Genomic DNA, 15,508 nt, shown 5'->3' with positions numbered 1-15,508 from the left:
CGCAGAGTAAATGATTCTCACAGATTTAAAAATTATTTTAATTTGTAGCAGACAGTTTTTATTTAATGTAAAATCTTTTCAATTGCATTATTAATTCGGATTAAATCTTCTTCGAGACTTCCGTGATAACTATTTCGATGTTCGTTGATTAAAAATACAAGTTCTCGAATATCAGTTTCATTTTTTCCTGTTTTATGATGCAGTTTTTTAATAAAATCGTCATCCAGTTTTGTGGTATCGATTAAATATTCCGTTCGGATTTTCTCCAAGAAATATATAATTTTTTTATCTATAATATTGGCGTGATCGCCTTCTTGATAATATAAATTTCCAATCGTTTTTGTAAAATCAACGGTCAAATTAGATAATGGCTTTATAATCGGCACAATGCGCTGTTTTCGTTTGGCATTGAAAATCATAAAAATTAAAATGCCAATTATACTAAAATAATAAGCCCATTTTAATCCAGGCTGACTAAAAATATAACGCAATGGCGAGCCTGAAATTGATTCACCATTTTGCCCTTTCGTATACCAAAAAACATTCCCTTTAGGAATATAAGTCAGCACATTTTCAGCATACTGATAATGATTTCCTTTTAATAAATGAAAGTTGGTAAAAGCTGCGGGCTGTGTGTGCAGATAAAAATAACCTCCGCTATAGCGAACTTTTATAAAATTTATATGTTTCTCATTTTTCGTTGTGCTTTGATAGCCTAAAACGGTTGTATTTAAAGTGTCAATTTTAGAAAAATAATCTTCCACAGATTGTTTAAAGAGATATTTTTTAGTGCTGACTTTTTTATTCGCCATCCAGATTGATGTACTGTTTAAGCTTGGTAAATTAGACTGAACATCTAGTTTTAAACTGTCTAATAAAATCTGTGGAAAACTTCTCATGCTTAAAAAGGCGCTGTTTCCGCGCGAAACAAAATAAAAAAGCTCTTTTACCGACTGATCGTCGATTGCACCATATTCTGAAATATTAAAGAAGGTTCCTTTTATTTTATAATCTTCTACCAAAGTATCAGAATTATAGTTTGCATCTAAATATTCATAAGGCGTAACGGCAGAAACTCTTTCTATTTTTTGTCCTTTCAAAAGTCCTTTGATTTCTTTGTCAAAAACAAACAATCCGTACGGAATTTTATCATGTACAGAAAAGGTTGGGCGCCAGTCAATAGGTTTTGGCTGATCGCGATCTGTTATAATAATAAGGGCTAAAACAAAAACCAGAATAGCCACATAAATTTTGATGGATTTATTCATTGCTAAAGGTTTTTATTGCTTTTTTAAATCGGTTTTCGGTTTTGGTGAACTTAGCTTCATCAATTTCGAATTCTCCGTACCAAATATAATTGTATAAGTACGACAAATAAGTAAATTCTTCTCTATGAATTGGTCGTTGAAGTTCGTATAAATAATCAGAATTCGTTTTTTCGATATCCCATTCAATATAATTATTTTGCGCCATAACTTTCAGCAGCCATAAATAATAATAACGAATTGCAATTCTTTTTTCATCTGCCTGGATGCTCTCTTTTATTAATTTTTCGAAATCTAAAAGATGAATATTTTTCTCTGCATCAGAATAATAAAGGGTACGTTTTTTAGAATTCTTTCCAAAAATCCATTGTCCTTCCTTATTAATCAACGCTTTTACGATTAAGAATATAACGAGCATAATAGTCAATACAGCCAATACTCTTAGTAAAATACCAACAAAGTTTATTGCTGACTGTGGATTACTGAACGAAAAAAGTTTTCTAAATATACTTGCAAGCCAAGATTTAAAATCATCCCAAAACGTTCTTTCGGGCTTTTTTGGCTCGTATTGAAATTCTGAATCGGTATATTTTTTTTTGAAATCTTTAGCGAAGGTTTTCGCTTCAGTCGTGCTTGTGTCGATTTGAATATCTTTTTCAGTGTACTTTACGGCATCTATTTTTGGCGGATCTTCAGTCGTCAAGGAATCCTGCGCATTTGAAAAAGTGCAATAAAAAAGAAAAGTAAAAATGAAGAAAATTCTATTCATTATGGTTTCCAGTTAATTCAATTAGGCTGATAGTTTTTGTATTTTTTTATGGACAATAAAAGGATAAACCAAATAATAAAATGAAATTATTCCTAATGTAAATAAGATGATAGACACGCTTAACCAATTTGGCATTTCGTTAGCATATCGAGTAATAAAACCTTCTAAAAATCCGGCGGCTATGGTAAACGGAATTGTACTTAAATATATTTTAAAACTGTTTTTAAAACCTATTTTAAAAGAATTTAATCTAGAAAAAGTTTTTGGAAACAATATAGATGCGCCAAGAATAAATCCGGCAGCAGTTTCGATTACAATCGCAAATATTTCCATAGAACCGTGAATCCAAATGCCTCGAACACTTTTCCAGAAAACGCCCTGTTCATAAAAGAAATACTGAAACGAACCCAGCATAATACAATTGCTCATGAAGATGTAAAAAGTCAAAATTCCGGCAAAAATTCCGAAAAAGTAACATTTTGCACCTACATAAAGGTTATTAAAAGTAATGCCGACGAAACTTCCCCAATTCGTGTCTGATTTATAAACCGCCATTGGATTGCCCTTTTTGATGTTTTCTAAAGTCATGTTTACATAATCGTCTCCCAAAATCAATCGAACGAAATCTGGATCGTATTTTGCAGAAACGACGCCAATTGAAACTAGAGAAACAAAAAGAATAAAGGCATAAAGCAAATATCGTTTATATTCATAAAGAAGCAATGGAACTTCAGTAACGAAAAATTCCACGATTCTATTTTTCTCCGTTCTTTTGGTTTTGTAAATCTTCTGATAAATCTGCGACGCAAGGTGGTTCAAGTAAATAACTGTTTTACTTTTTGGATAATACGTTTGCGCATACGACAAATCATTCATCATTTGAATGTACAAATTAGCTAACTCGTCAGGATTTTTTTTAGCTTTACCAAAAATAGCTAGCTCAAATTCCAGCCATTTTTCTTTATTTTGTTTTATGAAGGCGACTTCTCTCATTGCAGGCTAAAATATAAAATATGTCAGAATTATCTATTAATACAACACAAAATGTTAAAATAAATTTTATCGCAGCTTCTGTCGGTGAACGACTAGGTGCTTATTTTATCGATTTATTTATTAAATTCTCTTATGTTGCGGTACTTACCGGACTATTTTTTTATGTATTAAGTTTAGGGAAATTTTTCAATGGAGCAGGTTCTTGGACGATAAGAGCACTCGTTATAATTGCGTATTTTCCTATTTTAATATATTCGATAACTTTAGAAAGTATTTTTGAAGGCCAGACCTTTGGCAAAAAACTAATAAAAATAAAAGTTGTTAAAATAGATGGTTATCAAGCCGGTTTTGGAGATTATTTAATCCGCTGGTTTTTTAGAATAATTGATTTTACAGCATTGTACGGACTTGTTGGCCTCATCGCTATGGTTTCTAGCAAAAAAACACAGCGTTTGGGCGATATGGCAGCGGGAACGGCTGTGATTACCTTAAAAAACAGAATTAATATAAGTCATACTATTTTAGAGGAAATCGGTACTTCATACGTGCCCACATATCCTTTGGTTATTAAATTATCAGATAATGATATGCGTATCATTAAAGAAACCTTTAAAAAAGCTGTAGCCAAAAAAGATCATGAAATCATTTATAAATTGGTTGCCAAAATTGAAAGCGTAACAGGAATTAAAAACCAATCTGGAGATAACAGCGATTTTATTCGCGTGGTTTTAAAAGATTACAACTACTATACTCAAAATATGTAGAAAGTTTTTTAAGATGAAATTTGCTAAAAAAAAACATTTTTACTTTTCTAAATTCATCAATTGAAAACGTATTGCCTAGCCCTGATGGGAGCGGTATCCTTTTTCTGGCTTCTTTAGCCAGGAAAAGATATAGCGGACAGCAGGAAACAGCTCCTCTTTAAATTTGTGCTAATTCTTACAAAAAAATACTTTTCTATAAGAATAACGTTGGATGATTTCTTAACTTTGTTATACAAGCGAACAATTAATAATTATTTGCTCCTAAATGGCAGACTGAAAAACCTAGTACAAAACTTAATTAGAAATACTATGAGAATTAAAGAAACTTTTGCAGTTATAATTATGTTGCTTTTTTCTGTTTTTAATTTCGCTCAAGGCGGAAAAAAATTAGATAAAATAATTAAAAGAGATTATCAGATAATTGAAGGAACTATTTCTAAAATATCTGATAAAACGGTTGAATATTCTCTGCCCGGCGAAACTTTGCTGATTTCTCTTGATGTTTCTCAGATCGCGAGAATTGATTTTGCCAGCGGGCGTTCGCAAACTTTTGATGTTTCAGCATCAAGTTCTGCAAATAATTCGGGACCAGATTTAGCCACTGCAGAAATGAAACCCAATACTATCGCTGTTTTACCCGTGCCGTACTTAAACTCAGATACTCAGGAAAGCTCGGAAGATATGGCTAAATTTGCTCAAAACGATTTGTATAATAAATTGTTAGATAAATCGGCAAATATTTTTCCGCTAACGGTTCAGGATTTAAGAACAACTAACAGCCTTTTGCACAAAGCAGGAATAAATCATAACAATATAGACGAAACCCCAATTGAGGATCTTGAAAAAATTCTAGGGGTAGACAATATTGTTGCTGCTAAAATTTCATACACAATGTCAACTAGTTCAACTGCATCAACTTACGGAAGCGGAAGCACTACTGTAAGTAACAATGATAAAAAGATTAAGTCAAATGATTATTCGACAACAACTGCCAATTCACAAATGTATTATTACTATAATGTGTATTTTGATATGTACCGAAATAATACTAAAATTTACTCACAAACCCGCAAACCTTTTCTTAACTTAAAAGACAGCTGGATCGATTCTATCTCATATTTATTAAAAAGAAGTCCGATTTATGTGAAGAAGTAGGTTTTTTTAGAAGGTAAGAGGCAAGAAGAAGAGGCAAGAATAAAGAGTAAAGAAGAAAGAATAAAGAGCCAAGAAGAAAGAATATAGAAACAAAAAACAAGAACAAAAAATCAAGACATATATAATCTTTGTTGCTCTGTCTCTTTGAACCTTTGTGCCTAATAAAAAAAAAACCTTTGTACCTTTGCCACTCTGAACCTAAAAAAATGTTTCACTTATTAGATCTTATTGGTACAATGGCGTTTGCTATGTCTGGCGCTTTAACGGCAATGCATAAAAAACTAGATCCGTTTGGGGTTTTTATAATTGCTTTTGTAACTGCGGTAGGCGGCGGAACGCTTCGTGATGTATTGATTGGCAGGACGCCCGTAGGATGGATGCTTGACCTTCAGTATGTTTATGTAATTATTTTAGGTTTTATTCTGGCTATTCTTTTTCGAAAAAAGTTTGACAAGCTCAGAACTTCATTGTTTTTGTTTGATACAATCGGGCTTGGCGTTTTTACTTTAATCGGACTCGAAAAAGGAATTTCGATTGGTTTGCATCCAGTCATTTGTATTGCCTTAGGAACGATGACGGCTTGTTTTGGAGGTGTAATCAGAGATATATTATGTACAGAAATTCCAACTATTTTTAGAAGAGAAATTTATGCCACGATTTGTATTTTTGGCGGAATTGTATTTTTTGTCTTAAAAAAACTAAACTTAGAAGACGATATTTTGTATTTATTAACTTCAATAGTAATTATCACTGTACGTTTGATGGCGGTAAAATTCAAATGGTATTTACCAGCATTTGAGCATAAATGAGATTTTAAAATAATATATTAGCCACAGATTAACAGATTAAAAAAGATTTTCTGGCTAGAATTAAAATCATTGAAATCAAATAAATCTGTGGCAAGAAAATGACAAAGTATACCGTAAAAAAATACCATAAAAGCGATTACAAAACTTGGAACGAATTTATCGGTCAAGCTAAAAACGCCACATTTTTATTTCATCGCGATTTTATGGAATATCACCAAGATCGTTTTGAAGATTTCTCGCTTTTGATTTTTGAAGGTGAAAAATTAAAAGCAGTTTTGCCTGCCAATAAAAAAGAAAATTCAGTTTACTCACATCAAGGTCTAACATATGGAGGTTTGGTTTTTTCTTCTAAATTGAAAGGTGAAAAAGTAGAATCTATTTTAGATTCTATTTTAATTTTTTTTAATGAAAATCAAATTGAAACTTTTTATTATAAGCCAATTCCGAGTTTTTATTTTCCGGAAGGAAACAACGAAATAGATTTTTTCTTGTTTAAAAGAGGAGCAGTTTTAGAGCGAAAAGAAATGAATTTGGCCATTAATTTGCAATTGCCTTTGCAGATTTCTAAAAGTAAAATGAAGCATTTCAGAAGAATTGAAAATCTTGATTTAGACATTGTAGAAGAACAACATTTTTCTCCTTTTTGGAATAAAATTTTAGAACCGAGATTATTAGAAAAATTTGATGCAAAACCAGTTCATACCAAAGAAGAAATGGCTTGGTTGAAGCAAAATTTTCCTCAAAATATTAGACAATATTCTGTTTGCCAAAATGATGAGATTATTGCCGGAATAACTATTTTTGAAACCCAAAATGTAATAAAATCACAATATGCAGCTACTTCTAAACAAGGAGAAGAAGCGCGTGCCGTTGATTTTTTATTCATTAATTTGATCCATAAATACAAAAGAAAAGGTAAATTATTTTTTGATATGGGAATCGTAAATTCAGATAACGAAAAAGAGTATGATTTGGGCCTTTTGACACAAAAACAAGAATTGGGCTGTTCCGTTTACAATCAGGATTTTTATAAACTCGATATAAAATGATACCATTTCTTGACCTTAAAAAAATAAACGAACCTTATGAAACTGCATTTCAGGAAAAACTGAAATTGGTTTTAAATAATGGCTGGTATATTTTAGGAAAAGAACTGGAAACATTTGAAAGAGCTTTCGCCGAATATAACCAAACCAAATACTGCATTGGAGTGGGGAATGGTTTTGATGCGTTAGTTTTGATTTTTAAAGGATATATTCAACTCGGAAAACTTCAAAGAGGCGACGAAGTTATCGTTCCTGCAAATACATATATCGCTACTATTTTAGCCATTCTGCAAGCCGATTTAGTTCCAGTTTTGATTGAACCAAAATTAGAAACCTACAACATAAATCCCGATTTAATTCAGGAGAAAATTACGCCAAAAACAAAAGCCATTTTAGCCGTTCATTTATATGGACAATTGGCTGAAATGGAAAGGCTAGATGAAATTGCAGTACAAAATAATTTGATTGTTGTAGAAGATGCTGCCCAATCACATGGGGCAATTTACAATGAACAATTAATAATTAATAATTTAAAAAATACTTCTGCTTACAGTTTTTATCCCGGAAAAAATCTAGGATGTTTAGGCGACGGCGGTGCGATTACCACAAACGATTCAGAGTTGGCAAAAGTGCTTTTTTCGCTTCGCAATTATGGTTCTGAACAAAAATATCATAATGAATACATTGGCGTAAATTCGAGATTAGATGAACTTCAGGCTTCGTTTTTAAATCTTAAATTACCAAATTTAAATAGGGACAATGACAAACGTCGCGCTATTGCAAAACGTTATTTGTCTGAAATTAAAAATGACAAAATAATCCTTCCGTTTTGGGATTTTTCGAGCAATCATGTATTTCATTTATTTGTAATTCGTACTCAAAATCGTGAAGGTTTACAAGAATATTTAACTCATAATCATATTCAAACCGTAATTCATTATCCGATTCCGCCACACAAACAAAAAGCATTTTCTTCTGAGACTTCGGGATGGAACAATCTACTTTTTCCAATTACAGAGAAAATCCACAACCAAGTTTTGAGTTTGCCGATCAGTTCAGTTTTGACAGATGACGAAGTTAGCTTTATCATCGAAATTTTAAACCAATATTAATTCGTGTCTGACAGCAAAACTTCATATAGAGAAATCCTAAAAACAACTTCAATTTTTGGTGGCGTACAGTTTTTTACGATTTTAGTTTCGATTATCAGAACCAAATTGATAGCTGTTTTTATTGGCCCAAGCGGAATGGGAATTATAGCATTATTAAATTCAACTTTGAGTCTTGTCAGTGGAATTTGTGGTTTAGGAATCGAAACGAGTGCCGTAAAAAACATCTCCGAAAACTTTAAAAAAGAAGATTTAAAAACAGTTTCTGTAACAGTTCAAATTGTAAAAAAGATTGTTTTTTTTACAGGAATTTTAGGTATGCTGCTTGTTGCGATTTTTTCAAAAGCACTAAGTATCATTACTTTTGGAGATTCTAGTCAAACCTATACCTTTATATTTCTGGCGATAACAGTATTATTCAAACAATTATCATCTGGACAATTGGCTGTTCTGCAAGGTTTGCGACAAATGAAATTTTTAGCAAAAGCTAATTTGCACGGCAATTTATTTGGTTTGCTTTTTTCGATTCCGCTTTATTATTTTTTAAAGATTGATGCGATAATTCCAACAATTATAATTGCTTCTTTGTCTGCTTTGATTTTCTCTTTTTATTATTCCAATAAAGTAATAATTGAAAAACAAAAAGTTTCAAAAACCGTATTTTTAGAAGAAGGAAAAGCTATTGTGAAATTGGGTTTTATGCTGACGATCAGCAGTGTTTTAACACTTTTATCAACGTATTTAATTCAGATCTATATTGCTGAAAACGGAGGATTGGAACAAGTTGGTTTTTATAACGCAGGTTTCACTTTATTAAATTCGTATGTAGGAATTATTTTTACCGTTATGAGTACCGATTATTTTCCGAAATTAGCTTCGATAAATTCTGATAATAAAAAAGTTAGGTCCAGTGTTGTACAGCAAGCTTTTGTATCAATCCTAATTATCACGCCCATAATTGTTTTGTTTTTGACTTTTATTTCATTGATAATTAAAGTTATTTACACACCAAAATTTAATGAAATAACGTCTATGGTTTGTTTTGGAATTTTAGGAATGTTATTCAGGGCAGTTTCCTGGGCAATGGGCTTTATTTTAATTGCAAAAGGCGATTCTAAAATGTTCCTAAAAACTGCTTTTGGCTTCAATATTTTGTCTTTGATAATGAATATTTCTTGCTATTATTTTTACGGATTAGAGGGGCTGGGCTTTAGTTTTTGTCTTTATTTTTTATTTCATTTTATCGGATTAAAAATCATCACTAAAAAAAGATATAATTTTTATTTTGACAAAGATTTTTACGAAACTTATCTTGTTTGTTTTTTAATTTGTATTAGTACTTTTTTAATTCGTTATATTGAAATTTCAGCTCTAAAATACAGTTTATTGACTTTGATGATTTTTATTTCTCTGAGTTTCAGTTTTTATCAAATTAATAAAAAGATGAATTTAAGGGAAATATTCACGTCATTTGTTCAAAGAAAAAAAGATAAAAATGATTCAGAATAGTTATAGAAAATGCCGGTCTTTTTATCACAAACTCAAGTTTTACTATTCGGTAAACTGGACAAAGACGCTATATTTTAATTTTAAGAAATTCCCTTTTCAAATTGCTAAAAAACTGCCTGTTTTCTTTTACGGAAGAGTAAAATTCACTTCAGTGGCTGGCGAAATTAAAATTGACGGAAATATTAAAAAGGGCATGATTGGTTTTGGTCAGCCGTATGAATTGAATAAAGCTCAAAAAGGCATTTCAGAAATTTTTATTTTAGGAAAATTAACGTTTAAAGGAAAATTTCAATTTGGTAAGGATTGTTTTGTTTTCGTTGGCGAAAATGCAAATTGCGAACTCGGAAATATGGCATCGATGGCATCAAGCGGTAAAATAATTTGTACTGAAAAAATTGTTTTGGGCGATTATGCACGCTTTGGTTCAGAAGCTCAAATTATAGACACTAATTTTCATGATTTAATTGACACAGAAACAGGCGAAAAACTTGAGAAATCAGCACCAATTCTCATCGGAAATTACAATTTTGCAAGCAATAGAGTTTCAGTTCTAAAAGGAACTCAAACATCTGATTTTTGTACAATTGCATCGAATAGTTTGTGTACAAAAAATTATACTTCTTTAGGTAAAAATATTTTGATTGGAGGAATTCCAGCAAAATTAATTCGGTCTAATATTTCAAGAGACTGGCAAGGAGAAAAACAGCAGTTAGATGATTTTTTGACAATTTAAAAATGCAACGCGTATGATACAGATTCGCTAAAGCCTTTTTTTATTATGCGGAAACGCTGTTTTATTTCCAGCAAAATATATTTGAATAACAAATTATAATTTGCTGTTTTATAAGCCAAAATCATTTCAAAATGCATTCTTTTTAAAATGGCTTTATGCTCAATTTTAGATCTATTTAAATGAATTGCTTTTTGAATAATCAAATACGTAGAATAATTTATTTTCTTAGATCTTGAATCATTTTTTAAATGAAAATGAGTTCCAAAAGATGTTGTTGAGATTCTTTTTTTAATTAAAATTTCATCAATATAATCAAAGTCATATTTGCGAGAAGCACGAATCCAAAGATCTAAATCTTCATAAGCTAAATCTTCATCATAACCTTTTAGATCGTCGAAAACAGTTTTTTTAACCATTGAAGAAACTGAGCAAATGCTATTGCCTCCTGAAATAACACTCAAATAAATATCTCCGATTTGTCTTTTTTCGATTGTTTTTTTTGAAGCATCAGCTGGGAAATAATAAAAGTAAAAATTACCTTTTTCATTAATTAATTCGGCATTTCCGTAAACAATTCCCAAATTTTTAAAGCGGTTTTGCTGAAAGGCTTTTAGTTGTAATGAAACACAATTGGGCAATAAAATATCATCACAAGCCAGATCAATAATATAATCGCCTTTGGCTAATTTTAAAGCTTTATTAAACGATTTTGTGCTTCCTAAATTCGTTTCGTTTGCAATAAATTGAATTTCAGGATAATCGACAAGCCAATTTTGAATTGTTTCTTTAGAATTATCCGTGCTAAAATCATCTACAATTATCAATTCAATAAACGGATAATCTTGATTTACAGCCGAAAGCAAACTCTCCACAACATACTTTTCTTGATTGTAACACAAGCAAATAATGGTCACTAATGATTTATCTTGCATATTGTTTTTAAAGAGTTATATATTTGATACGAAAATAATAAATCACGAATGATATTGTCTCACAAAAAAAATAAAATTGCTTTAATTGGTTATCGCTTAAGCGGAGGCGGAAGTGATAAAGTTATGGCAAATTTGTCTATTTTTTTTGAAAATCAAGGTTTTGAAGTGGATATAATTATTGTTTTAGACGAAGTTAGTTTTCCGTATTCAGGAAAATTAGTAAATCTTGGTTTGCTTAAAAATAAAAGCAATGGACTTTTTAATAAAGCTAAGAGATTATGGGCTTTATGGAAGTATTTAAACGAAAATAAATTTGATTTTATAATTGATTTTCGGTTTCGTACCAAGATTGTTCAGGAACTTATTTTGGCGAGATTTATTTATAATACCAAAACAATCTTTACGGTTCACAGTTTTTTGATTGATCATTATATGTCAAACAATTCTCGGCTGACAAGGTTGATGTATAATCATTGTTACGCAAATGTTGCTATTTCTGATGAAATGAAAACACTGATTGAAAACAAACATCAATTACAAAATGTGGTCACGATTCATAACCCTGTTTATGTAGAGGAAATTCAGAATAAGCAAAATGAAAATATAGATTTTAATTTCAATTTTATTATCGCCGTAGGACAATATGAAAATCAAATAAAACAGTTTGATCAATTAATTTCAAGTTATTCAAAATCGATTTTGCCTCAAAAAAATATTCATTTCGTTATTGTGGGAAATGGAGATAAATCAAAACTTAAAAAAGCAATTTTAGAGAATAAAGTTTCTGATTTTGTTCATCTTTTAGGCTATCAAAGCAATCCTTTTAAATATGTAAGCAAAGCTAAATTTCTAGTTTTAAGCAGTAAAAACGAAGGATTTCCGAATGTTATTTTAGAATCATTAGCTTGCAAAACTCCAGTTGTCTCTTTTGATTGCGATTTTGGACCAAGAGATATAATTACATCTTTAGAAAATGGTATTTTAGTAGAAAATCAAAATTGGGAGAAGTTGACTGAAGCAATGAATGTATTTGTTTCAGATGAAGTTTTATATCAAAATTGCAAACAAAATGCATTTGAAAGCATTCAGCCTTTTTTATTAGAAAAAGTTGGACAGCAATGGTTAAATTTGATGAAAGCAAATTAAAAATATGACTACAATTCAAGATATAACAGTCCTTAAAATTCCGGTTGTAGAAGATTTGAAAGGAAATTTAGCGTTCATTCAAAACGATATTCTTCCGTTTGAATTTAAGCGTGTTTACTATCTTTTTGATGTTCCGAGTTCTGCTTTTCGTGGCGGACACTCGCATATCGAACAACACGAAGTTTTAATAGCTTTAAGCGGCAGTTTTGAAGTGAAAGTGAATGATGGAACCAGTAAAAGAAGCTTTTTATTGAATAAACCCAATATAGGTTTGCATTTGCCAAAAGGAATCTGGAGAGAATTAGAAAATTTTTCGTCAGGCTCGGTTTGTCTGGTTTTGGCTTCAGATGTGTTTGAAGAAACAGATTATATAAGGGATTTTGGAACTTTTTTGATTTCTAAAAAATGAAACTCCTTTACATTGTTCCCAAAATAAAAAATGCTGGCGGAGTGGCTAGGGTTTTGTCTATAAAAGCAAATTATTTTATAGAGAATTTTGGGTATGAAGTTCATATTTTATCTCAAAACGAAGAAACGGATTTGTCTTTCTATAATTTTAATTCTAAAGTTGTATTTCATAATATGATTTTGAAAGGCAATACTTTTCAGTTTTTAAAATCATATACAAAAGAAGTAAAGCAAAAAATAAAACAGATTAATCCAGATGTAATTTTAGTTGCAGATAATGGTTTGAAAGCTTTTGTCTTTCCATTTATAATCAAAACTAAAACTCCCATTGTATTTGAATGTCACGGTTCTAAATTTATTGAAGAACAAAGTCAGAAAACTAATTTATTATCCAAATTAATTCAAAAATTAAAATATAGGTTCAAAGATTTTGCAGTTAGAAGATTTACTAAAATAGTAGCTTTATCTGATGAAAGTTTAAAAGAATGGAATGTTAAAAATGGCGTTGTAATTCCGAATCCGTCTTGGATTCAGACCGAAAATTTTCCTGATTTAAAGAATAAAAAAGTGATTACGGCTGCCCGAAATTCATATGAAAAAGGATTAGACCGTTTGTTGGTAATTTGGAAGAAGGCTGGTGAAAAACACCCAGAATGGACTTTGGATATTTACACAGATGATATCGAATCTTTAGAGAAAAAAGCAATTAGCTTGGGAATAAAATCTGGAATAAATTATTTCAAATTTGTAAAAAATATTCAAGAGAATTATCTAGAAGCTTCCATTTACGCTATGACTTCAAGAACCGAAGGCTTTCCGATGGTTTTGTTAGAAGCTATGGCTTTGGGTTTGCCTTGTATTGCTTATGATTGCCCGATTGGCCCAAGAACGATAATTACAAATGCTGAAAATGGTATTTTAATTCCTGATAATAATGAGGAAATGTTTGTAGAAAAGCTGTCTTTTTTAATTGAAAATGAAGAAGTGAGGTCGAAATTTAGTTTGAATGCGAAAAAAACTTCACAACAATTTAATATTGATAAAGTAATGAAGAAGTGGGAAACTTTTTTAGAAAATCTAAATCTTGGCAATAGTTTTTAAATTGCAAAAACACCCCAGTTTATAGAGGTCAAATAGGAGTAAAGAAGGTTTTTGAGATAACAAATTTCGTTCGATTTTCTTTTGATTTGTATTAAAAAGAAAAGCTGAAAAACGAATTAGTTTTAGCTTTTTTAAAAGTTCAAAAGCTTTTATGATTTTACTTTCTTCTTTGGAGATTTTCCTTGAATTATAAAGAAAAACCAAGTTTTCTAAAGCTGTTTTAGTTTTCTTTAAAAATAAAATGGAAGTTTCTAAATTCAAATGATAAGTGGGATTATCTATTTGTAAAAATTGAAAATGATTTGATTTTAAAACCGAAAAAAAGAGCAAATCTTCATAACCATATTTTGTGATCGATTCATCAAAAGGATATTGAAGAAAAACTTCTTTTTTAATTAATAAATTAGAAGTCAAAACAGAAACAGCTTCTCTTTTCTTCCCGTAAATCCAACGTAAAAGCTGTTCTTTTTCAGGCTTTTTATCTTCATACATGATGCCTCCAAAAAAGATATTTTTAGTTGCATTTGAAATTAAATCAGCATACTTTTTAATAAAATTATTTGCAGTCGGGAAAGTATCACAATCTAAAATTAACAGCCAATTGTATTTTGCTTTTAATGCTAATGAGTTGATATTTTTTCCTCTTCCCAAATTCCGTTCATTTACAAAAAAAGAAGAATTGGAAATAAGATTAATTTCTTGATTTAGAATGTTTTCTTGAGAGTTTGAAGCATCGTCTTGGCAAAGAATTTCAAAAGTAATTCCATTAAAATTACATTGCTTTACAAGTTCAGTAACTAGCGGTAAAGCATTATAATTATAAACCGGAATTAAAATGGAAAGCATTACACGCTTCTTTGCACTACTTCAAAAATTCTTTCATCTTCACATTTTAAAGTTTTAGATGGGAATTTCATCAACAAAGCATAATCGTGAGTCGCCATGATAACCGTTTTTCCGTTGGCGTTAATTTTTTTCAATACTTCTAGCACCTCAGAACTCGTTTGCGGATCAAGATTTCCGGTTGGTTCATCAGCTAAAATAAATTCAGGATCATTCAGCAAAGCTCTTGCAATTGCAACACGCTGTTGTTCTCCTCCAGAAAGTTGGTGAGGCATTTTGTTTACAAAATCTTTCATGCCTACTTTATCCAAAACTTCGTCAATTTTATGTTCCATTGCTTCTTTTTCAGACCAGCCAGTTGCTTTTAAGACAAAAAGCATGTTGTCTTTTACAGAACGGTCTGGAAGCAATTTAAAGTCTTGAAATACGATTCCGATTTTACGTCTTAAATACGGAATTTCACTTTCTTTTAAAGCAGCCAAATCAAATTCAACTATATGGCCTTCTCCTTCTGTTAAAGGAAGATCTCCGTACAAAGTTTTCATGAAACTACTTTTTCCTGAACCCGTTTTTCCGATAATATAGATGAATTCACCGTGTTGAACATCTAAATTAATATGAGATAAAATTTTTCTTCCTTCTTGATATATAGTGACTTCTTTAAGAGATAGTACGATTTGTGACATAGTAAAATTGATTTGATTTGTAAAAGTAATAAGATAACGCTTGGATTCAAAATAAATTTGAATCATTTCTGAATAAAAATTTCAAACCATATAAGTCATGTAAGTTCATCATCAGAGAATAATATAGAAGCATCTAATTTATAATTAATTAAATGACCTCAATGGTTAAACTTAATCTGTAAGAACGGTCTAAAATCACGACTATTTAAAAAAAAGTTTATAATAAAAGCCAGAAACGTT

At 30.6% G+C, this 15,508-nt stretch carries 16 protein-coding genes; 10 read left to right on the top strand and 6 right to left on the bottom strand.

All coding sequences use genetic code 11. The annotated features are described in order from the left end of the window. Nucleotides 1-62: 62 nt before the first annotated feature. The 3 genes from IRZ83_RS04780 to IRZ83_RS04770 are packed head-to-tail and all read right to left on the bottom strand — an operon-like array spanning nucleotide 63 to nucleotide 3,027. Nucleotides 63-1,268 (bottom strand): DUF4350 domain-containing protein, encoded by a 1,206-nt coding sequence (locus IRZ83_RS04780; protein ID WP_029268744.1) that lies wholly within the window; start codon nucleotides 1,266-1,268, stop codon nucleotides 63-65. Then, entirely contained in the window at nucleotides 1,261-2,034 is a 774-nt protein-coding gene (locus IRZ83_RS04775) for a DUF4129 domain-containing protein (protein ID WP_194567152.1), read from the bottom strand. Before IRZ83_RS04775 ends, IRZ83_RS04780 begins: the two co-directional genes overlap by 8 nt. Before the next feature lie 21 nt (nucleotides 2,035-2,055). Beyond that, entirely contained in the window at nucleotides 2,056-3,027 is a 972-nt protein-coding gene (locus IRZ83_RS04770) for a stage II sporulation protein M (protein ID WP_194567150.1), read from the bottom strand. A 20-nt stretch (nucleotides 3,028-3,047) separates the two neighbouring features. On the opposite strand from IRZ83_RS04770, the gene IRZ83_RS04765 reads away from it, so the two are divergent. The 7 genes from IRZ83_RS04765 (at nucleotide 3,048) to IRZ83_RS04735 (ending at nucleotide 10,152) form a co-directional block, all read left to right on the top strand. Then, nucleotides 3,048-3,791, top strand: coding sequence for an RDD family protein (locus IRZ83_RS04765; protein WP_029268750.1), 744 nt, complete (start codon nucleotides 3,048-3,050; stop codon nucleotides 3,789-3,791). A 309-nt stretch (nucleotides 3,792-4,100) separates the two neighbouring features. Continuing rightward, nucleotides 4,101-4,946: a hypothetical protein gene (locus tag IRZ83_RS04760; protein ID WP_194567148.1), complete on the top strand. Its 846-nt coding sequence runs from the start codon at nucleotides 4,101-4,103 to the stop codon at nucleotides 4,944-4,946. A 206-nt stretch (nucleotides 4,947-5,152) separates the two neighbouring features. Beyond that, nucleotides 5,153-5,755, top strand: coding sequence for a trimeric intracellular cation channel family protein (locus IRZ83_RS04755; protein ID WP_029268755.1), 603 nt, complete (start codon nucleotides 5,153-5,155; stop codon nucleotides 5,753-5,755). 98 nt (nucleotides 5,756-5,853) lie between these two features. Next, nucleotides 5,854-6,804 carry a FemAB family protein gene (locus IRZ83_RS04750; protein ID WP_194567146.1) on the top strand — a complete coding sequence of 317 codons (951 nt, stop codon included), beginning with the start codon at nucleotides 5,854-5,856 and terminating at the stop codon, nucleotides 6,802-6,804. Continuing rightward, a complete protein-coding gene (locus IRZ83_RS04745) occupies nucleotides 6,801-7,913 on the top strand; it encodes a DegT/DnrJ/EryC1/StrS family aminotransferase (RefSeq protein ID WP_194567144.1) in 1,113 nt (370 codons plus the stop codon). Before IRZ83_RS04750 ends, IRZ83_RS04745 begins: the two co-directional genes overlap by 4 nt. Nucleotides 7,914-7,916: 3 nt before the next feature. Continuing rightward, entirely contained in the window at nucleotides 7,917-9,419 is a 1,503-nt protein-coding gene (locus tag IRZ83_RS04740) for an oligosaccharide flippase family protein (RefSeq protein ID WP_194567142.1), read from the top strand. Beyond that, nucleotides 9,406-10,152, top strand: a complete 747-nt coding sequence (locus IRZ83_RS04735) for an acyltransferase (protein ID WP_228520659.1) — start codon at nucleotides 9,406-9,408, stop codon at nucleotides 10,150-10,152. The genes IRZ83_RS04740 and IRZ83_RS04735 overlap by 14 nt, the downstream gene beginning before the upstream one ends. On the opposite strand, the gene IRZ83_RS04730 is transcribed toward IRZ83_RS04735, so the two are convergent. Continuing rightward, nucleotides 10,149-11,084: a glycosyltransferase gene (locus IRZ83_RS04730; protein ID WP_194567141.1), complete on the bottom strand. Its 936-nt coding sequence runs from the start codon at nucleotides 11,082-11,084 to the stop codon at nucleotides 10,149-10,151. The two genes, IRZ83_RS04735 and IRZ83_RS04730, sit on opposite strands and share 4 nt — an antisense overlap. Nucleotides 11,085-11,138: 54 nt before the next feature. Between IRZ83_RS04730 and IRZ83_RS04725 the strand changes: the two genes are divergently transcribed. The 3 genes from IRZ83_RS04725 to IRZ83_RS04715 are packed head-to-tail and all read left to right on the top strand — an operon-like array spanning nucleotide 11,139 to nucleotide 13,739. Continuing rightward, nucleotides 11,139-12,230, top strand: coding sequence for a glycosyltransferase (locus IRZ83_RS04725; protein ID WP_194567139.1), 1,092 nt, complete (start codon nucleotides 11,139-11,141; stop codon nucleotides 12,228-12,230). A 4-nt stretch (nucleotides 12,231-12,234) separates the two neighbouring features. Continuing rightward, nucleotides 12,235-12,639: a sugar 3,4-ketoisomerase gene (locus tag IRZ83_RS04720; RefSeq protein ID WP_029268769.1), complete on the top strand. Its 405-nt coding sequence runs from the start codon at nucleotides 12,235-12,237 to the stop codon at nucleotides 12,637-12,639. Further along, nucleotides 12,636-13,739 carry a glycosyltransferase family 4 protein gene (locus IRZ83_RS04715; protein WP_194567137.1) on the top strand — a complete coding sequence of 368 codons (1,104 nt, stop codon included), beginning with the start codon at nucleotides 12,636-12,638 and terminating at the stop codon, nucleotides 13,737-13,739. The genes IRZ83_RS04720 and IRZ83_RS04715 overlap by 4 nt, the downstream gene beginning before the upstream one ends. Here IRZ83_RS04715 and IRZ83_RS04710 read toward each other — a convergent pair. Both IRZ83_RS04710 and IRZ83_RS04705 read right to left on the bottom strand, forming a co-directional pair. Beyond that, entirely contained in the window at nucleotides 13,716-14,585 is an 870-nt protein-coding gene (locus tag IRZ83_RS04710; protein WP_194567135.1) for a glycosyltransferase family 2 protein, read from the bottom strand. The genes IRZ83_RS04715 and IRZ83_RS04710 overlap by 24 nt on opposite strands. After that, entirely contained in the window at nucleotides 14,585-15,268 is a 684-nt protein-coding gene (locus tag IRZ83_RS04705) for a cell division ATP-binding protein FtsE (RefSeq protein WP_029268776.1), read from the bottom strand. The genes IRZ83_RS04710 and IRZ83_RS04705 overlap by 1 nt, the downstream gene beginning before the upstream one ends. Between the last annotated feature and the right edge of the window lie 240 nt (nucleotides 15,269-15,508).

It is taken from the genome of Flavobacterium sp. JLP, from assembly GCF_015350755.1.
Lineage (GTDB): Bacteria > Bacteroidota > Bacteroidia > Flavobacteriales > Flavobacteriaceae > Flavobacterium.
Note: the sequence above shows the minus strand (reverse complement) of the source record. Positions and strands in the feature narration are given on the sequence as shown.